The 19175-nt window shown below is 50.3% G+C and carries 15 protein-coding genes; 4 read left to right on the forward strand and 11 right to left on the reverse strand.

Features of this window, described 5'->3' with window-relative positions; all coding sequences use genetic code 11:
* Nucleotides 1–209: 209 nt before the first annotated feature.
* Together CLFS41_RS09120 and CLFS41_RS09125 are read left to right on the forward strand one after the other, a co-directional pair.
* Nucleotides 210–884 (forward strand): response regulator transcription factor, encoded by a 675-nt coding sequence (locus CLFS41_RS09120; protein WP_040415418.1) that lies wholly within the window; start codon nucleotides 210–212, stop codon nucleotides 882–884.
* The gene (locus CLFS41_RS09125) at nucleotides 881–1927 is read left to right on the forward strand and encodes a HAMP domain-containing sensor histidine kinase (RefSeq protein WP_045092105.1); all 1047 of its coding nucleotides are present in this window, start codon (nucleotides 881–883) and stop codon (nucleotides 1925–1927) included. Before CLFS41_RS09120 ends, CLFS41_RS09125 begins: the two co-directional genes overlap by 4 nt.
* Here the strand turns inward: CLFS41_RS09125 and CLFS41_RS09130 are convergent.
* Nucleotides 1924–3267 carry an MATE family efflux transporter gene (locus CLFS41_RS09130; RefSeq protein ID WP_052665685.1) on the reverse strand — a complete coding sequence of 448 codons (1344 nt, stop codon included), beginning with the start codon at nucleotides 3265–3267 and terminating at the stop codon, nucleotides 1924–1926. The genes CLFS41_RS09125 and CLFS41_RS09130 overlap by 4 nt on opposite strands.
* A 206-nt stretch (nucleotides 3268–3473) precedes the next feature.
* On the opposite strand from CLFS41_RS09130, the gene CLFS41_RS09135 reads away from it, so the two are divergent.
* Nucleotides 3474–4394 carry an AraC family transcriptional regulator gene (locus CLFS41_RS09135; RefSeq protein ID WP_007858997.1) on the forward strand — a complete coding sequence of 307 codons (921 nt, stop codon included), beginning with the start codon at nucleotides 3474–3476 and terminating at the stop codon, nucleotides 4392–4394.
* Nucleotides 4395–4570: 176 nt separating this feature from the next.
* Here CLFS41_RS09135 and CLFS41_RS09140 read toward each other — a convergent pair whose 3' ends face one another.
* From CLFS41_RS09140 to CLFS41_RS09175, 8 genes are all read right to left on the reverse strand, one after another.
* The gene (locus tag CLFS41_RS09140) at nucleotides 4571–6514 is read right to left on the reverse strand and encodes a beta-L-arabinofuranosidase domain-containing protein (protein ID WP_045092106.1); all 1944 of its coding nucleotides are present in this window, start codon (nucleotides 6512–6514) and stop codon (nucleotides 4571–4573) included.
* A 12-nt stretch (nucleotides 6515–6526) separates the two neighbouring features.
* The gene (locus tag CLFS41_RS09145) at nucleotides 6527–7360 is read right to left on the reverse strand and encodes a carbohydrate ABC transporter permease (protein WP_007858999.1); all 834 of its coding nucleotides are present in this window, start codon (nucleotides 7358–7360) and stop codon (nucleotides 6527–6529) included.
* Complete coding sequence (locus CLFS41_RS09150; protein ID WP_007859000.1) at nucleotides 7360–8268, reverse strand: sugar ABC transporter permease; 909 nt, start codon at nucleotides 8266–8268, stop codon at nucleotides 7360–7362. Before CLFS41_RS09150 ends, CLFS41_RS09145 begins: the two co-directional genes overlap by 1 nt.
* Before the next feature lie 118 nt (nucleotides 8269–8386).
* On the reverse strand, nucleotides 8387–9643 hold the full coding sequence (locus tag CLFS41_RS09155) for an extracellular solute-binding protein (protein WP_007859002.1): 1257 nt from the start codon (nucleotides 9641–9643) through the stop codon (nucleotides 8387–8389).
* Between the two features lie 130 nt (nucleotides 9644–9773).
* Entirely contained in the window at nucleotides 9774–11039 is a 1266-nt protein-coding gene (locus CLFS41_RS09160) for an extracellular solute-binding protein (protein WP_045092107.1), read from the reverse strand.
* A 32-nt stretch (nucleotides 11040–11071) separates the two neighbouring features.
* Nucleotides 11072–12595 (reverse strand): response regulator, encoded by a 1524-nt coding sequence (locus CLFS41_RS09165; protein ID WP_007859007.1) that lies wholly within the window; start codon nucleotides 12593–12595, stop codon nucleotides 11072–11074.
* 10 nt (nucleotides 12596–12605) lie between these two features.
* Nucleotides 12606–14417, reverse strand: coding sequence for a sensor histidine kinase (locus tag CLFS41_RS09170; protein WP_007859009.1), 1812 nt, complete (start codon nucleotides 14415–14417; stop codon nucleotides 12606–12608).
* Nucleotides 14418–14446: 29 nt separating this feature from the next.
* Nucleotides 14447–15442 (reverse strand): ornithine cyclodeaminase family protein, encoded by a 996-nt coding sequence (locus CLFS41_RS09175; protein WP_045092108.1) that lies wholly within the window; start codon nucleotides 15440–15442, stop codon nucleotides 14447–14449.
* 246 nt (nucleotides 15443–15688) lie between these two features.
* On the opposite strand from CLFS41_RS09175, the gene CLFS41_RS09180 reads away from it, so the two are divergent.
* Complete coding sequence (locus CLFS41_RS09180) at nucleotides 15689–16945, forward strand: helix-turn-helix domain-containing protein (RefSeq protein WP_007859013.1); 1257 nt, start codon at nucleotides 15689–15691, stop codon at nucleotides 16943–16945.
* Nucleotides 16946–17006: 61 nt separating this feature from the next.
* On the opposite strand, the gene CLFS41_RS09185 is transcribed toward CLFS41_RS09180, so the two are convergent.
* Both CLFS41_RS09185 and arcC read right to left on the reverse strand, forming a co-directional pair.
* On the reverse strand, nucleotides 17007–18104 hold the full coding sequence (locus CLFS41_RS09185; RefSeq protein ID WP_045092109.1) for a hypothetical protein: 1098 nt from the start codon (nucleotides 18102–18104) through the stop codon (nucleotides 17007–17009).
* Nucleotides 18105–18127: 23 nt separating this feature from the next.
* Nucleotides 18128–19129, reverse strand: coding sequence for a carbamate kinase (gene arcC, locus CLFS41_RS09190; RefSeq protein WP_045092142.1), 1002 nt, complete (start codon nucleotides 19127–19129; stop codon nucleotides 18128–18130).
* Nucleotides 19130–19175 lie beyond the last annotated feature (46 nt).

A 19175-nucleotide genomic window follows, 5' to 3' on the forward strand; every position in this document is an offset into this window, starting at 1 on the left:
GGAAGATGAAATCACAAAATATTCACATTTCCTCCTTTTGTCTAATGTGTGCTCTTTTAATCTCCCGGCACACGGACCCGAGAGATAACTTTTTGCCGGTTGTACGGAAATCATGGAAAAGTTCATGGATAGTTAAGATGGATGTGTATAATGGAAAAAGTGTACTGCAAGAGTACACAAACTAAATTTGGAGGTGAAATGTGATGTTTATGCTGAAAATATTGATTGTGGAAGATGATGAATCCCTTCTCCAGCTTTACTCCATTGTTCTGGAAAAGGACGGATACCAGACCTTCCAGGCCCGCAACGGACTTGAGGCCTGTGCCGTCATAGAAAAAGAACATATTGACCTGGTCATAACAGATATACTGATGCCCATCATGGATGGCTATGAATTTGTAAGCTTTTTGCGTGAAAACAATCCCAGGCTCCCGATCCTTATGATCACAGCCAAGGACGACTTTTCTTCAAAAAGCAAAGGCTTTAAGCTGGGGACGGATGATTATATGACCAAACCTGTCAATTTAGAGGAAATGCTTCTCCGCATAAAAGCACTGCTGCGCAGGTCCGGTATAGCAGCGGACAGAAAACTCACCATAAAGCAGACAGAACTGAACTATGATGCACTGACCGTTAATTATGGAGACCGGTCCGTCATGCCTCCTAAAAAAGAGTTTATGCTGCTTTATAAACTGCTGTCTTATCCTGACAAGATATTTACCCGCAACCAGTTAATGGATGAGATATGGGGAAGGGAGAGCAACACCGAGGACCAGACCATTGATGTCCATATCAACCGGCTCCGGAAACGTTTTCAGGACAACGGCAATTTTGAGATCATCACGGTACGGGGACTAGGCTATAAGGCGGTGATCAACGAATGAAAAACTTCAAATTGTGGATCACATTTATCGCAGCGGTCTCCCTGCCCTTTGCCATCGGACTTCCCATCACGGTATTCTTAACATTTTTGTCCATCCAGACCGGGCTGGTCCAAACCGGCCCCCCTGTTTCCTGGCTGCCCTTGGCCGGCATGGTGATCGCTGTGTTCATTGTTTCCCTTTTGTTTACCATCATTGTTTCCAGGCATTTTTTCAAACCCATACATGAACTGATCCATGCCCTGGATGAAGTGGTGGCCGGAAACTTCCATATCCGGCTTCCCGCAAACAGCAAATTCTTTGAGATGCAGTCCGTATCCATTAATTTTAATAAAATGATGGAGCAGTTAAATTCCATAGAGCTGCTCCAATCTGATTTCATACAAAATGTGTCGCACGAAATAAAGACGCCCTTGGCCGCCATTGAGGGATATGCATCGCTGCTGATCACATCCCCCCTTTCCGAGGAGCAGACAATATATGTGTCCCGTATTTCCGAGAGCAGTAAACGGTTATCCTCCCTTACCGGCAGCATTTTGAAATTATCTAAATTGGAAAACCAAAAGATCGTGTCAGATAAGCAGATATTTTCCCTTGATGAGCAGATCCGCCAGGCCGTGCTTTCCATGGAACCTTTGTGGTCCCCCAAAAACCTGGATATGAGTATCGATCTGCCCAAAATGCATTATTATGGGAATGAGGAGCTGATGTACCAGATCTGGTCAAACCTGTTTTCAAATGCAGTGAAATTCACCCCCATGGGCGGACATATTTGTATCCATGGGGAGTATGCAGGTTCCCTGATCAAGATCGTTTTTAAAGACTCCGGGATCGGCATGACCAAAGAGATCCAGGACCATATATTTGAAAAATTCTATCAGGGAGAACCCAACAGGAGCATGGAGGGAAATGGGATCGGACTGGCTCTGGTTAAAAAAATCCTGACACTGTGCAACGGTTCCATTGAGGTGGTAAGCCGGCCTGGCCACGGCTCCACATTCACGGTATTCCTTCCAAACCCGTTATATGAGAAAAAAGGCTCTTAAGCTTCTCTCAGCTTTCCGACCTGCCTTACACAGACCGTGACCAGTACCAGCGTAGCTGCAGCCCATGCGCATGGCTCGGCAAAAAAGATTGCCTCTGTTCCCCATAAGCGGGAAAAATACACAGCCACTGAAACCCTTGCAAAAAACTCCATAACTCCAGACAAAAAGGGGGCCACGGTATTTCCCAACCCCTGCAGCGTATTGCGGAAGGCATACAGCAAATATAAGGAAGACAGGAGACAGCTCATGATAAACAGGTAATGATATGAAATCTCCAACACTTCCGCTGCGCTGGAACTTGTGCTGTCAATAAACAGTCCCAGAACAGCCCGTCCACCTGCAATCATTGCAGCGGACACACACACGGACATTGCCGCTGCGATGAGCACAGAACTTTTCAGTCCGTTTCGGATACGGTCATACAGGCCTGCGCCGTAATTTTGCGCCGTATAGGTGGTGACCGCATATCCCAGGGATATGGCGGAACTTTCTAACAGACCGTAGATTTTATTGGTGGCCGTAAATCCTGCTATAAAGACAAAACCGTGCCGGTTAATGGAAGACTGCAGGATCATGCCTCCGATGGCGATCAGAACATGCTGGAGCGCAAGGGGGATCCCCAGACCGCACTGCCTTTTTATTATGCTGCTTTCCGGCTTCCAGTCCTTTCTCTCCATTTTCAGCAAATCTATTTTCCTCATAACAAGAAGGCAGTATATAAAGGCAAGAAGCTGTGCCAATACGGTTGCAAAAGCAGCGCCCGCAACGCCCCACCGGAATACCAGCACAAATAGCAGATCCAGCAGGATATTGGTGATGGCCGCAATGACAATGGCAATCAGCGGTGTCTTTCCATCCCCCAAAGAACGCAGGATCGCTGCCGCCATATTATAGGCCATAACAACCAGGATACCGGCGTATAGGATCATAAGATAAGACAGGGCCCCCTGGAAAATAGGATCCGGAGTCTGTAATATACGAAGCAGGAATCGGGCAAAAACCAGGCCTGATACTGTCAGCACAACTCCGATCCCCAGGCACAGCCAGATGGACATGGCCACGGTTTTCTTGATCCGGCTCTGGTTCCCTTCCCCGAAATGCTGGGAAATGGAAATTGCGAACCCCTGTGTCATCGCCTGAATGACCCACAGAGCAAGCCAGTAAGACCAGTCCGTGGCTCCCACGGAGGCCAGCGCCTCCACTCCCACTCCTTTTCCAACAATCATTGTGTCCACGATCATATACAGCTGCTGCCCAAGATTCGCTGCCATCAGAGGAAGCGAAAACGAAAGGATCAGCTTTGCCGGTGACCCTTCTGTCATGTTTTTCATTCTGCTCATACTATTACTTTTTCCATCCCTTCCACTGGATCCGTCTTAATACGAACGGCCTCCCGTTACTGCATATTGACAGCTTTGTCAACCACATTATATAATAATAGAATCATAAACCGATATTTGCATCTGATAAATGTGCCAATATCTATCAATATAATACCAATTTTAACAGCCACCTATTTGTTATATAAGTTTTACCGGAGATAGCCATGAACCCAAAGACAGTAATTACAGATCGAAACCTATTGGAAAAGATCCAGTATCAGGACAGCGCCTTTCCCATTTCCTTTTACATGGATCATTTTGATGAATATTTGAATGGAGAAGTAAACCATCATTGGCATGATGAGTTTGAATTTGGTATTTTATTAAAAGGACAGGCCGAATGCCGTATTGACCAAAGCCCTGCCTCAGGGGAATACCGCATACTGGATCAGGGAGATGGACTATTTATCAACTCCAAGACCATCCATAATATAAAACAAACAGAATCTGGTACGATCCTGTTTAACTTTGTACTTTCCCCTGGTTTTTTTCAACTTCTTCCCGCAGGAAATACTTACCAAAAAAACATTCTGCCGGTCATCAAATCCTCACTGGCAGGATTATTTCTAAAGAGCGAAAATGACAAAGACAGGCAGCTGTTAAACAGCATCATGGAGTTTTCCCTTCTAAAGGAAGATTCCCCTGCCTATGAACTATATTGCATTGAACTGATCTGCAGACTATGGAGATACCTGATTAGCCGGCTTGCAGAAGTAAAAGATATTTCAAAGGTCAAATCCAAGAAGATCCAGGAACAGCGGATCCGCCTCATGCTATCCTACATACACACTCATTATGGGGATGATATCGCCGTCTCCTCCATCGCCCAGGCGGCCAATGTAAGCAGAAGCGAATGCTTCCGCTGTTTTCAGACGGTCATTGGAAGAACCCCCACCGAGTATCTGTGCGATTACAGGCTTTCCCAGGCCGCCCACATGCTGACCAGTACGGACAGGAAGATATCGGATATCTGCTTTGCCTGCGGTTTCACCAGTCCCAGCTATTTTGGAAAATTATTCAAAGAAAAATGCGGCATGTCACCGGGACAGTACCGTTATAACAGGACTGCCCCGGAGATTGTATGATCCGGGATATCCGGATATAAGAAACAGTTATACATCTATCTTCACACTCTCCATCCTCCCGCTTCTCCACCCTGAGGACAAATGGAACGATATCGCGTTTGGTACAGAGCCAGAAATCCGGCTCCGGATAGATCTCCTGATTGTCAGGATCAAAAAAGTGCCGGCTTTTAACAGCCTTACGCCTTCAGCAGTTCCTTGACCCACACGATCATTTCCCCCGTCCCCCTGTTGTTCCAGTATGCATAGGGAACGGCTTTCAGCTTCACATCCTCCCAGACAACAGGGTGCAGGCCGTACAGTTCATCATCTCCCCACCCTTTTGCCGATATCCTCTTTCCACTCAGTGTCAGGCCTGTTATTTCCCCCATCAGATCCCATTTCTCTTCCTTTATCTCAGTACCGGAATCCACGTAAACAGCTGCCAGGTTGGGACCATTGTCCACCTCCTCCAGGCAGTATACAATGGGGCCTCTGACCAGAGCCACCTTTCCGCTGTCAGCCCGCACCAGCGGGTTGCTGCGTACAAACCGTGCCTTGGCATCCATCTCGATGCGCAGTCCGGCATCCTCTGTCAGGGAGATCACTGCATACCCCTTTTCACGGCTGAATGCAAGGGGCTGTTGGGTTCCCGCCTTGGTGACCGTAAAGCTGCCGGCATAATCCGGTATACGGACTGCCAGGCGGATCCCTGATGCCGGCACCCCTTTGCAGGCGATATCCACGGACATATCCCAGGGGAACCGGGTCTGCATCTGAACAGAGATTTCCCGGCCGCCCAGATCCACACTTGTCTGATTGGAAATAAACAGATTCACATACAGGCTGTTCTGGTCCGCACCATAGATGTACTGTCCCAGGGAAGCCAGTGTCCTGGCAATGTTGGGCGGGCAGCAGGCCACACCAAACCACTTCTGGCGCACCGGCTTTACATGTTCCCTGGACGTGCGCGGAATGCAGTTATCCGGCCACACTTCCAGGGGATTCACATAGAAAAAGCTTTTTCCGTCCAGGGCGATCCCTGCCAGAACCGTATTATACAGAGCCCGTTCCACCACGTCATAGTACTTTGCCTCCCCTGTAATATTGCCCATCCGCTGACCGAACATGGCCATTCCAATGGACGCACAGGATTCAGAGTAATTACAGTCATTGGGCAGGTCATAGTCTGTTGTAAACCGCTCCAGGATGCCGGAGGATCCGATGCTGCCCGTGATATACATACGCTTCTGGGTCATATTGTCCCACAGGGTGCAACAGGCCTCCATCAGCGTCTCATCCTCACAGGCTTCCGCCAGGTCCGCCATGGCGCTGTACATATACATGGCCCGCACCGCATGACCCTCCGCTGTCCTTTGCCCCCGCACCGGCAGATGGGACTGGGAATAAATAGGTTCGTAATCTTTAAACTCCGGGAAAATGTATGAAAAACCAGGCCGGTTTAATTCCTTCAGAAAATAGTTCTCCCCCACTCCCCGGGCATCGATAAAATATTTTGCCTGTTCCAGATATCTGCGCTCCCCTGTCACCTGGTACAGCTTAATAAGTCCGATCTCCACCTCCTGGTGTCCCGGATAACCGTGTATCTTCCCCTCCTGGACTCCAAAGGTGTCACAGATCAGATCCGCAAAACGCACCATCACCTCCAGAAACTTTTGTTTCCCCGTACCCAGATAATAGGCCACTGCCGCTTCCATCATATGGCCTGCCGTATAGAGCTCATGGCCTTCGCACAGGTCGCCCCAGCGCTTCCCGGGCTCTTTGATGGTAAAATAAGTGTTCAGGTAGCCGTCCTCACACTGGGCCTTTGCTATGATGTCGATCACCTCATCCGCCGTGCGCTCCAATGCTTCATCCTTTTGCGCCGCAAGGGAAAATCCCACTGCCTCCAGCCATTTGGCCACATCCGTATCCTGGAACACGGCTCCGTAAAATTCCCCTTCACACAGGCCTGCCGCGATCTTAAAATTCATCAGGCTGTGGCTTGGCTCCGCATCCTTGATCCTGTCATTGATGGCATCCCATTGGTAGGGGATGACCACCTCCTTGACCAGTGACACATGCTTTGACCAGAACGCGTCATTGATATGAATCTTTTTTAAATCCACTGGATGTAATCTCATTGTCATTCTCCTCTAAGCCTTGACCGCGCCATTGGTCAGGCCGCTTACAATATACTTTTGCATGAATATAAATATCAGCACCACCGGCGAGATGGCAATGATCCCAAACGCCATGGTGGAATTCCACAGTGTCTGGTACTGCTGGACATAATTATAGATGCTGGAGGTAATGGGCCTCATATTGGGATTGGTGATAAATGTAATGCCGTAAATCAGATCACCCCATGCATATACAAAGGAGAACACTGCTGCCACCACAATACCGGGCTTGGCAATGGGGAGCATGATCTTTGTAAATGCCGACACATGGCCGCACCCATCAATCTTAGCCGCCTCATCCAGTTCCTTGGGAATGGATACAAAATAAGTCCTCAAAATAATGATACTGAAGGGGATCCCCAGTGTGGCGTCCGCCAGGATGGGGGCCCAGTACGTATTTAACAGCCGCATTTTGGAGAACATGATGTACAGGGATGTGAGAACCAGGGTGGAAGGCAGCATCTGGGTAATGAGGAAAAACAGGACCAGGCCTTTTCTGGCCCCAAACCGGAAGCGCGCCAGGCCGTATGCGGCCGGAATGGCCAGGACCGTGGCAATGGCAGTCGCGCCGCAGGATATAATCAGGCTGTTCTTAAATCCTCTCAGCGTGTCCCCGGAAGCGGACAGCTGCTTGGCAAAGGCCTCAAAGGTGAGATTCTCGGGCCACAGAGGGGTTGGGATGGAGAAGATCTCCACCTGGGTCTTCAGGGCCGTAACGATCATCCAGTACAGCGGGAAAATAAATACCAGGAATACAATGCCTCCCACAAGAAAAGAAATAAGTTTACTCCTGCTCTCTTTTTTCATCACATCACCTCATCATCACTGATCGTCTTAATATAGAAACATCCCACTGCCAGCAGGATCACAAACAGGACATTGGCGGCCGCAGCGCCCTGGCTGAACTGAAACTCCTCAAAGGACAAACGGTAGGCATAGGTGGAAACCAGCTCCGTGGAATTCACAGGTCCGCCCTTTGTCATCACCCACACCAGGTCAAAGACCTTAAAGGTGTACACAAATCCCAGGGTGAGCACGGACATGATGGCCGGCTTTATCATGGGAATGGTGATCAGGAACAACGTCTGGAGCTTGCCTGCCCCGTCCAGGCCGGCACTCTCGTATATATCGCCGGGAATGGTGGTCAGGCCGGTGATGAGAAGCATCATATTAAAGGGAATACCGATCCATATATTGGCTGCCACAGCCGCGGCCATGGCAAGCCCGGGTTTTAAGAGCCAGTCCAGCGGCTGCTTCACAAGTCCCAGCCCCATGAGGAACTGATTGATGATACCGCCGCTGCTTGCAAACATGAACTTAAACAAAAGTCCGGCAACCGTCACAGGCAGCAGCCAGGATATCATGGTGACTCCCCGGAAAAAGGAACATCCGGGGAATTTCTTGTTAAACAGAAGGGCCAGGCCGAATCCGATCATAAACTGGAAAAAGATTGAACAGACCGTAAAGATCAGGGTATTTAAAATCGCCTTGGAAAGGATGGAATTCTTTCCTGTAAACAATTCGCTGTAGTTCCGAAACCCCACGAAATTCTGTTTGGTTGCATCTGAGAATGTATACACATCCACATTTTTAAAACTCAGTATGATATTCTGTATCATCGGATAGCCGATGAATATAAGCATATATAACACTGCCGGAGCCGCAAACAAAAAGCCCATTTTAGCAGCGGTATCCATTCTCCTATTTCCTTTCATCTTACCTCTTTCCTCCTGTGATGGGGACCTGTCCCCTTTGCTCCTGAGACCGGGGGCAGATCCCTTTTACCTCTGCGGCCGGGACAGGTCCCTTTTGTCCTCCGCCGAATTTGTGCTTTTATTTCACTGCGTCCACTGCTTCCTGCGTATCCTCAGCCACCTGTTCCGGTGTCTTTGACAGGGTCAGGACTTCCTGGAACCCTTTCTGGATCGCAGAGGAATAGGATGGCCATGAGGCGGAAGGTCCTCTTGGGATAGAGGTTTCCAGCTGGGTGATAAACTCCGCCTGGATGGGGTCATCGGTCCAGTAAGCGTCCTTGGCAGCTTCTGTCTTTGGAGGGAAGGAGCCGTACTGCTTCATGGCGTCCACCATCACCTGGGTCTGGTCATAATATTTTAAAAATGCAACAGCGCCTGCCGTATCATCCTTGGCAACTACGCCCATGTTCTCGCCGCCCAGAATGGAGGTGGCCTGACCGCTGGCATCATCCATCTTGGGAAGGACGGTCACGCCGTAATTCAGATCCGGCGCATCCTTGGCGATTCCCGGGATCTGCCAGGGCCCGTTCTGCTGCATGGCCAGATTGCCTGCAATAAAGTTATTGTTTACGTCAGACTGTGTCCAGTTTACACATTCCTTTGTCCATGAACCGTCTGTGATCATCTCCTGCATCAGGTCATAGGCCTTGATTCCGCCCTTGATGTCTGTGTAGCTGCCTCCTGCGGTATAGAGCCACTGCAGGCACTGGAACGTACCCTCGTCCGTATTGGTGGCTGCATTTCCAAAACCCGTAACTCCGTCTTTGGTCAGGGCCTTTGCCATCTCATGGAACTGCTCCCATGTGGTATTCTCATCAGGATACTCCACCCCTGCTGCATCGAACATATCTTTATTGTAGAACAGGGCCGTACAGTTGGTGGCAAACGGAATGCCGTAATGCCTGCCATCCGCCATGGTGGATTCCATGGGGCCTTGTATGTATTCATCCCACTTAATATCCGCGTCCGATATGTCACCGAATAATCCCAGTGAAATAAAGCTTGCCATGGAACAGCCGTCCAGGATGACCAGATCCGGCAGTTCTCCCGATGCGATCCCCAGGGTGAGCTGCTTCTCATAATCGGAGAAGGGCACATAAACGTGGCTTGCAACATATTCATTCTGGGAAGAATTAAATCCGTCCAGCAGGCTGGTCATCATCTCCTTCTGGGCGTCTGTCTCAAAATAATCCCAGATAACGACCTCCTTTTTACTGCCCGTATCCGCGGCGGCCGCCTGTGTGCTTCCCCCTGACGTATTCCCCGAACCGCATCCCGATACCATTGCCGCAGTCATTGCTGCACATAATAAGGTACTGACAAATCTCTTCTTCATTAAAAAACCTCCCTCTTGTTTAATGCTTTCATTATAAAAGGGGAGGGAGGGTTTTGTTAGGGGAAAATATTAAAGAGGGTGGATATATTTTAAATCCCTGGAAAAACAGGTTTAAAATTATCCACCCTCTTTAATTTTCTCTCCCCTGGACCTTGGATCCGATCCGCTCTGCCGCCTCCTGCGGCGTCATTCCCCCTGTTATGACCTCATACAGGCTTTCGGAAAGCACGCCTGTGATCTTGGGCCAATAGGAGTAGGCGCTCCTTGTAATGCAGTGGTCCATCTGTTCCACAAACACCTGGTAAACCGGATTCTTTTCCTGGAATTTTTCCGCCAGATGCCTGACAGGAGGCAGGGAATACATTTGCTTATTGAGACTGAGCATGACTTCGTCTTTATAATAATAGGACATAAGCGCCATGACCCCATCCACGTTCTTTCCCTTAACGACCCCAAAATTCTCCCCGCCGGTTACCACAATACTCTGTTGGTCTACCGGAAGCTTGACCACTCCGTAATCAACGCCTGCCTCCTCCACCAAAGGAAGGGCCCAGGGACCGTTCTCCATCATGGCGCATTTACCTGCCGCAAACTGTCTGGCCACATCCACCTGGGACCAGTTGATACAGTCCTTGGGCATGATCCCCTCCTCCACCATATCCCGCAGCAGCGCAAGGGCCTTTACGGTCCCATCCCCTCCCAGATCATCCATCTCCTCCCCGGTTGACAAGATCCAGGGTACCAGCTGGAAAGAGGACTGCTCCTCCACAATTGCCGACATGATAAAACCGTACCTCTCCCCTGTGGTCATTGCCCTGGCAGCCTTCAGAAATTCTTCCCAGTTCTCAGGCGGCTCCATACCGGCTTCCCGGAACATTTCCCTGTTATACACAAGACCCACGTTATTGCAGCAAAAAGGCATGCCATAGTATCTGCCGTCATACTGCACCGAGGAGAGGACTTCCGGGTAAAACTGGGACAGATCATACCGCCCCTCCACGGCCTGCGTGATGTCCTCAAAAATGCCCAGGTCCACGTATTTGCGCATATCCGGGTTATCGATCAACACCACATCCGGCAGCTTTCCCTCCGCCACTCCAATGGATAAAAGCTTTTTAAATTCCGAGGAAGGCCCCTGGTATTCCCATCTGGCCATGTATTCATCCTGGCTGTTGTTAAAGCCTTCCACCAGACGGTCCAGTCCTTCTTTCTGCTGTTTTGTCTCATAATAGGACCAGAGCACCACTTCCCGCGGCCCTGTTTCCTGCCCCGGCAGTTCAGGCGCCCTAATCTGCACACCGCAGCCTCCCAGACAGATCAGGGAGAACAGGATACAGAACAGGGTATAACACCCGGCCGGCCGTCTTTTTGTCCGGCTCTCTGTTTTCCATTTCATGCCATCCCTCCTTTGCAGAGTATCTTTCACGCCTAGTCCATCTGCCTGTAATCCCCGGGGGATATGCCGAGTTCATCTTTGAACACCCTTGCAAAGTATTTGGGATCCGTGTAGCCTACTGTCTCCGCGATTTCATATACCTTCATGTCCGTACCTTTCAAAAGCCGCTTTGCATGGCTGATCCTGAATTTCCTTAAAAATGTGGAAAAATTCTCCCCCATCTCCCGGTTAAACAGCGTACTCAGGTATTCCGGAGTGATTCCCAGCTTACCGGCCACCTCCTCCAGGGAAATTCCCTCCTGGTAATGCTCCCTGATATAGTTGATAGCGCGTTTGATGGTGTAATTGCTGATGTCCTCTTTTACCCTATGGGGGCTGCACACAAGGGAAAGTCCATCCCCATAGCTTTGTTCCAGTTCCCGCAGGGTAACTGCCTCCGTACACCGGGTCAGCAGGTCTGCGTTCTGCAGCTGCCCGTAGGTGTCCCCGTCTATCTCGCGGACGGTATCTAAAAGCAGGTAAGTGGCTTTCAGATATGCCTGCCGTATTTCCTGCTCCCGGTAAGGTCCGTCTTTCATAAACTCCATGAACATTTCCCCCGTTTTCCGGGCATTTTCCAGATCTCCCCTGCACAGGGCATTCTTCATATCGGCGCCAAGGTCGGCAGGAAAACGGAACTCCTTCCAGTCAACCGCGTCCATGCGTTCCCTGGTGACCAGATCTCCCTCCGTAACAGGCAGGGCCTCCCTGATCAGAAGTTCCGCATCCCGCGCTCCCTTTTGGACAGACTCCCACCCTTTCATGGAAACCATGGCCCAGACCGCCCGGCCGTCCCTTTGCTTATAAGGCCGCACGATCTTCCGCTCCACTGCCTGGCAGAGCAGGCAGGATACGTCCTCATCCTCCGGCAGGGCGGCCAGACCCAGGAACTGACGCCTTCCCCTGTCCCACGATACATGGAGCCGGACGGAAGGCAGCAGTGCCCTGATCTGGTCAAACTTTCCGCCGATCTCCTCCTCATAACCGATGGGTGCATCCCCTGTATATCCTAAATACAGCTGGAAATGAACAAAAGCGCCAAAACCGCAGATCGTTCTCACCCGTCTGTCTTCCTCCTCCGACAGCGGACCGCCATAAATCAACTCCTTGATGCACTGTCCCGGAGTGCCGGCATTTTTCTGTTCTTCCGCCTCCATCTTTCTCTGGGTGCGCTCCAGCAGATCCACAATATCCTCTGCTGCCAGAGGCTTTAGCAGATAGTCGTCCACACCAAAATGAATGGCTTTCTTTGCATAATCGAATTCAGAATACCCGCTGAGTATCACAGCCCGGATGGGAAGACTCATGCCGTGAAGGGCTTCGATCATCTGAAGCCCATCCATCACCGGCATACGGATATCTGTTATGACCAGATCCGGCTTGAATCTAAGCGCAAGAGACAGGCCCTCCTGTCCGTTGGACGCCTCCCCGATCACCGTGTGCCCGGTATGTGATTTGATCAGTCTTGCCAGACCTTCCCTTATCATCACTTCATCTTCTACGATCAGTATCCTCATGATATCCTCCTTAAGACGGCCTGTTCACAGGCAGGGTCAGGGTGACCACCGTACCCATTCCCTCAATGCTGTTCACATTCCACACAGCTTCCTTTCCATAGTACATGTCCATTCTGGCAAATGCATTGTGCAGGCCAATGCTTCCTCCCTCATCCTTTACCGCCTGTTCACGCACATTAAAGCTTTCCGCCATCTCCCGGGACATTCCCTTTCCATTGTCCTCTATTATGATATTCAGCCGTTCTCCGGTCTCGGACAGGAACAGGTCCACCCTGAGCACCCCTCCCTTTTCCGTTCCCTTAAAGCCGTGGATAATGGCATTCTCCACAAAGGGTTGGAGGAGCAGCTTATAGATCATCACCTTCCTGGCTTCTTCTGTTACATTCAGCGAAAACCGGAAGGACTGGTTAAAACGCATCTGCTGAAGACTTACATATTTTTCCAGCCAATCGGCCACCTCCGATACACTGGCCATCTGATTGCTCTGGTTCACGCTGTAACGCAGGATAACGCCAAGGTTGCGCAGCATCCTGCTGATCTCATACTCTTCTTTCTCAATGGCCATCCAGTTGATGGAATCCAGGGTATTATATAAAAAATGGGGATTGATCTGTGCTTCCAGTGCACGGATCTCCGCATTTTTCTGCTGATCCTTTGCCTGTGACACCTCAGCCACCAGGTTTCTGACCTTGCCTGTCATATCATTGAAGTTGCTGGCGATCTGTCCCAGCTCGTCCCTGCTCTCCAGAGCAACGGACACATTCAGGTTCCCCTCCTTGACCTGGTCGATCCCATCTGTGATCAGGGCCACAGAGCTGCCGATCCTGCGCACAATATAGCAGATCAGCACACTGGAAAACAGGATGGCTGTCAGACTGATGACAATGAACATGATCTGGTTGTTCCTTATGTCCCGCATCATATAATCCTTATTGTATACATTGTAATACACCCATCCCCTGTGCTCATTCACATATGTATTCACAGCCGTGTTCTGGCCTTTCAACAGTCCCGTCACACTGACAAATTCCTGTACGGACAGCTTTGGGTTCATATTGATCCCCGTATAGAAGGGATTGGGGTAGGATATGACAAAGCCGGTCCGGTCCGTGATAAAGTTTATATTGTACTCGGCCTCGTCTTCTGCAATGGCAACCGCGCAGATGTCCCGCAGCACGCTCTCGTCCACACTCATGACAATGGTGGCAATAACGCCTTTATCCAGATTATTATAATCATACATACATTTTGAGATATGGAAATAGTACTCATCCCCGTCATAGCCCTTATACCTGGTTGTGGGCGTGACCAGCATTCCAGGCTGGCCCTGCACATCACGGTAAGGCGCTATCTCCCTCAGGTCACCGTAATCATCCCACAAATTCTCAATGGAGGAACCGGTGCCGGCATCATATGTAACCGACTGGCCGTTGGAACAGATAACACTGATGCAGCGCACGCCTTTTACCGACTTCTCAGCCTGCTGCAGCCGGTTATATATGGTGTGGAAAGCAACCTCCCGTTCACCGGCTTCCCGTTCCATAAGGATATTTACATTTTCTATGATCTTATCATCCACATAGATCTGATATACCAGGTTGGTGTAAATGTCCATGGTCAGGTCCACCCGTTCCGAGAGCTGGGTCAGATTGTCCACCATCAGGGTATCGATCTTGCGTTTCAGGGAATTGGAATTCATCCTGTATCCAATGAACTGGATGGCCAGAATGGGGACTATGGATGCCATGACAAAGGCAAGCATGATCTTTTTCCCTATTTTCATGTTATTGAAATGGTCCAATAAGAAAAGGTGAGGTTTCATGATCCTGCTCCTTCCTTTGTTTGTCGGGATCACAGCGCAAGTATCGTTCCCACCCCTTTTTCAAGAGCTCGTTTCATCACCACATTGCCAACGGAAATATCACAGATCCCTTCCCCGCCGGTGACCAGCAGGATCTTTTCATCATTGTCCCTGCGCCCCTGCGCCCTTCCGGTGAGGAGATCACCGATCATAACCGGCCGCAGGGACCGCGTCCCGTCCCATGGCCGTGGTCTTGACTGGATCTTGTCATAGACCTCATGATCATCCATAAAATACCGGTCAAATGACATAAACGCGTCATACTCAAAATGGTTGGCGCCGCTGATGGAGATCGCAGTCACCCCGGGCTTCAGCCATTCCTTCTGCACCACGGTAAATGTATCGGCCCGTCCAAAGGGTGTTGAGGACAGTAAGACATCCCCTCTGGACACAACATACTCCGCATCGGTGGATATGGTGATGGAGATCCCGTGCCGCTCCTCCATTTCCTTTTTAAATCGCTCCAGGCTGTCCTCATGGGGACCCCAGGCATAGATCCGGTCAATACCCTTACACTGGCTGACCGCCGCGTCCAGATGGGTCCTGCCCTGGACTCCGCAGCCCAGCACTGAAATATTCTTATTCCCCTCCCGCACCAGATGGCGCAGGGCGATTCCGCTGACCCCGGCTGTGCGCATGCCAGTGATCCAGGTACAGTCCATCACAGCCATGGGGCAGAAGGTGTCAGGATCATTTAGAATAATCAATCCGGTAATGGTTGGAAGAGAAAAAAGCTTCGGATTTGCGGGCCTTGCCCCAAGCCATTTTGTCCCCATCTCCCTCCTGTCCACGATACAGGCAGAATATGCCTTTAAAAATCCTTCCGTATCCGGGTTTCCTATTCTGGGCTTTAAGGGGATCTCTGTCTCCCCATTACTTTTAGACCTGTATACCGCCTCAAGCACATCAATGCACTCGCTGATTGATAAATCCAAGGATTCCACATCCGAAAATGATAGATACAGCAATTCTTTTCCTATTTTCATCTTTGCCTCCGTTCAAGACTCCCACCCCTTCAGGCAGTGCCTGTATCAGATAATTATACGCCATTCCCCCATAAATACGCAACCCTTGTCTTTCCATATAACGGCACCAAGGTTACGAGTTCATTGGAATCCCATGCCCTCCTTCTTGATTCCACCTGAAAAAAAGTTTATAATAGCCAATGGAGTACCCTGTATTCCAAGATTACTCCTGGACAGTTACAAATAACCATACAAAGGGAGACTGCTATGGCAAAGATCGTACCAATGCAAAGCCTGTACTGTTCCATGCAGGATGAAAATAAAATATGCAGCTTTGATATCGAGGTATTGACCGAACCCACCACGCCTCTGATCCATCCCATGTCACGATTCTGGCTGATCAACAGCGGAGAAGGCACGCTTATGCTGAACAACCGCCCCTACCATTTAAAGCCCGGAACCGTGGTTTCCGTGCTGCCGTGGCAGATCAGCGATATCGTGGAGGTGGCCGCACCCATTCAATTTTTTGTTATGGCGTATTATTTCGATAATATCAATGAGATCATCAAGACTTTCTACAATCCCAGCAGCGATCCGCTGTCCATTATGCAATCCCTTTCCAGACAGCCTGTCCTATATTTGGAGGGAGATGCCCTGGAGTCCATGCAGAAACTGTTTCTGCAGATAAAGGAAGAGATTGGTATGGAATCCACCATGGATTCCGGCCGGGATTCCCATGCGTCATCCAGCCGGGATCTGGGCAATCTTTACATAACAAACAAACTGATTGAGATCATCATCTGCTTTTTACGGGCAAAAAGGGAGACTGGTGCCCCCGCTTCCCCCCAGACCATTGAGCCCAGCGAGATATTCCAGTATCTTTACAGCCATCTGAATGAGAAGATAACCCTGGCCATGCTGTCCAAGATCTTTTATATGAGTGAATCCTCCATCAGCGCTTATATTACAAAGACCACCGGACTATCATTTTTTGACCTTTTGGGTGAAATGCGGATCGGCAAAACCATCAATTATCTTCTGTACACTGATTTCACCCTGGAGGAGCTGTCTGAGATCCTCGGTTTTGTGGACAGCGCCCATATCAGCAAGGTATTCTCCGCAAGGGTGGGCATGAAGGCAAATGACTTCCGCAGCACTTACCAGAACATTGGCAATATGTGCCGCATCAAGGACAGGAAGGACTTTTATTCCGTTGTTTCATACATCTACCGCCATTACAGCGAGGACCTTCATCCCAAAACCGTGGCGGAACAGTTTAACATGTCCCCCAGGGAATTAAACCGTATCCTGCTGTACCAGGTGGAGATGAACTTTACGGACTATCTTAATTTTATCCGGGTCAACAGAGCCTCCGAACTCCTGCTTAAAACCACAAAAAGCATATTGGAGATAGCCCTGGAAACCGGATACAACAATGAAAAAACCCTGAACCGCAACTTCCTGAAGTTCCGCTCCATGACGCCCGGCTGGTTCCGTCAGACGATCGAGTTGCAGGAGAATTGAGATTCAAGGGTGGGGGCATCCGTCCGTTCAGGGAATGGGGATGGGACGGGGCCGGCTTTTTTTACATCAGTTTCAGTCCTTTGGCTACAATGGTGATGAAATCCTGGACATTGGTCACCACTGTGGTTGCGCAGAGGCTGCCTCTGTCTAACAGCTTGTTGACCACAAACTCATCTGCGTCCACGGTGTAGAGGTATACAGGGCGGATGGTTCCGTCCGGCATGACGCGGAAAGAAGGGGTCATGTTGCCGGTGGCAATGGTGTGGAGCATGGTTGCCAGGCAGATCACACAGGTGGATCTGTGCACCAGGTTCCTCATGGCGCTCTGTCCTTCGTAAGCGCTGGCGATCACCTCCGGCATGGGGCCGTCATCGCGGATGGAGCCGGTGAGCACCATAGGTACATTATTTTTGACACAGCTGTAGATAATGCCGTTATCAATGTTGTAGTCTTTTATAAACTGTGGAATGGAACCGCTCCTGCGCACCTTGTTGATTACATCCAGGTGGTTATAGTGGCCGTTCGGCTGGGATACCTGGGTGTAGATGTCCTGACCCAGGGCCGTGTGCAGCAGGGCGCCCTCCAGGTCATGGGTGGCCAGGGCATTTCCGGCCATCAGGCCGTGGGCGTATCCGTTGTCGATCAGCGCCTGCATGGCCGCCCTCGCATCCGCGTCAAAGGAAAAGGCAGGTCCCATGACCCAGACAATGTTGCCGAATTCCTTTTCATGTTTTAACAGTTCAAACAGGTTGTCATAGTCGCGGGCGTAGGAAGTCTCACGGCTTCTTCCCTGGCGGAATACAAACTGGTCCTCCAGCTGCTCCCCTTCCTGCTCAAATCCATGGCAGTGCATATAGATCCCCTCTTCACACTTTTCCGTGCGTCCCAGAATCACCTTATCGCCTTTTTTGATGTTCCGGTTCTCCACCACTTCCAGGTGTCCGTCATCACAAAGTACCACGCTGGAATCCATGCGGCTTTCCTCTGCCAGGATCCACTTACCGTTGATCTTAAAATATTCCGGATACATGGAGGTACTGTGGTAATGATCCGGTGCAACCCCGTCCATATCCGCCTCCTGGTATTTGGCATCGGGGGCATTTACAAACAGTTCCTTTGTAAAGTCGGGATGATGGTATTCAGGTATTTTAAATGACATATATTCTCCTTCTTTCTCTCTTATTAATTGATATCTGCCTCATATGATTCACTATCCATGTCTAAAGGCACATAGCTGCTTGGAGCCGGCTCTGAGCGGATCCTTGTCCCCGCTTCACCGTGGAGGGCCTGGGCCGCCTTTTCCAGGGAAGTGATAATGGCGCTCCTGCCGGGCAGGGCTCTCACAAACTCCATACATGCTTCTACTTTGGGAAGCATGCTTCCCTTTGCAAACTGGCCTGACTTTATATAGGCATCCGCCTCCTTTAGGGTCAGCTCTGAAAGTGCCCTCTGGTCCGGCTGGTTGTAATTGATATAGACCTGGTCCACGGCCGTCAGAATGATCAGCATATCTGCCTTCAGCTCCTGGGCCAGTTTACTGCTGGATCTGTCCTTGTCAATGACAGCATCGATCCCGTGTATTCCCTGGTCATCCTCCACCACGGGGATCCCTCCGCCGCCCACAGCGATCACCAGCAGGCCGCTCTGTATCATTTTCCGTATAGCTCCCAGTTCCACGATCCGTTGAGGTGCCGGGGATGGCACGACCCGGCGGTAACCCCGCCCGGCGTCCTCCACAAAGACAAATCCTTTTTCTTTTTCCAGCTTCACGGCCTCCTCATAGGTACAAAAATTTCCAATGGGCTTGGTGGGATTTTCAAAAGCCGGATCATTTTTATCCACCAGGACCTGGGTGACCACACTGACCACCGCCTTACCCAGCTTCCGTTTCAGAAGGCTTTGCTGCAGCGCCTGCTGGAGGTGGTAGCCTATAAATCCCTGGGACATAGCGCCGCACTCCGGAAAGGGCATATATGGGGTACAGGGGCCGTTGGCGGCCGCATAATCCATGGCTGAATTAATGATCCCCACCTGAGGTCCGTTTCCATGGCCTATGATGATCTCATGGCCTTCCGAAGCCAGGTCCGCTATGATCTTTGCAGCGGCGCGGACATGTGTGATCTGCTCCCCGGGCGTGCTGCCCAGGGCATTTCCCCCAAGGGCGACCACGATCCGTTTTTTCATCTTATTCACTGTTTCCTCCAATCAAGGCTCCCGTCAATCCAAAAGC

Origin of the sequence: Clostridium sp. FS41 (genome assembly GCF_000954015.1) — a bacterium.
Taxonomy (GTDB): domain Bacteria; phylum Bacillota; class Clostridia; order Lachnospirales; family Lachnospiraceae; genus Enterocloster; species Enterocloster citroniae.

Coding starts and splice junctions, on each gene's coding strand:
- CLFS41_RS09120 (WP_040415418.1), top strand. CDS start 210: ATGCTGAAAATATTGATTGTGGAAGATGATGAATCCCTTCTCCAGCTT.
- CLFS41_RS09125 (WP_045092105.1), top strand. CDS start 881: ATGAAAAACTTCAAATTGTGGATCACATTTATCGCAGCGGTCTCCCTG.
- CLFS41_RS09130 (WP_052665685.1), bottom strand. CDS start 3,267: ATGAGCAGAATGAAAAACATGACAGAAGGGTCACCGGCAAAGCTGATC.
- CLFS41_RS09135 (WP_007858997.1), top strand. CDS start 3,474: ATGAACCCAAAGACAGTAATTACAGATCGAAACCTATTGGAAAAGATC.
- CLFS41_RS09140 (WP_045092106.1), bottom strand. CDS start 6,514: ATGAGATTACATCCAGTGGATTTAAAAAAGATTCATATCAATGACGCG.
- CLFS41_RS09145 (WP_007858999.1), bottom strand. CDS start 7,360: ATGAAAAAAGAGAGCAGGAGTAAACTTATTTCTTTTCTTGTGGGAGGC.
- CLFS41_RS09150 (WP_007859000.1), bottom strand. CDS start 8,268: ATGAAAGGAAATAGGAGAATGGATACCGCTGCTAAAATGGGCTTTTTG.
- CLFS41_RS09155 (WP_007859002.1), bottom strand. CDS start 9,643: ATGAAGAAGAGATTTGTCAGTACCTTATTATGTGCAGCAATGACTGCG.
- CLFS41_RS09160 (WP_045092107.1), bottom strand. CDS start 11,039: ATGAAATGGAAAACAGAGAGCCGGACAAAAAGACGGCCGGCCGGGTGT.
- CLFS41_RS09165 (WP_007859007.1), bottom strand. CDS start 12,595: ATGAGGATACTGATCGTAGAAGATGAAGTGATGATAAGGGAAGGTCTG.
- CLFS41_RS09170 (WP_007859009.1), bottom strand. CDS start 14,417: ATGAAACCTCACCTTTTCTTATTGGACCATTTCAATAACATGAAAATA.
- CLFS41_RS09175 (WP_045092108.1), bottom strand. CDS start 15,442: ATGAAAATAGGAAAAGAATTGCTGTATCTATCATTTTCGGATGTGGAA.
- CLFS41_RS09180 (WP_007859013.1), top strand. CDS start 15,689: ATGGCAAAGATCGTACCAATGCAAAGCCTGTACTGTTCCATGCAGGAT.
- CLFS41_RS09185 (WP_045092109.1), bottom strand. CDS start 18,104: ATGTCATTTAAAATACCTGAATACCATCATCCCGACTTTACAAAGGAA.
- arcC (WP_045092142.1), bottom strand. CDS start 19,129: ATGAAAAAACGGATCGTGGTCGCCCTTGGGGGAAATGCCCTGGGCAGC.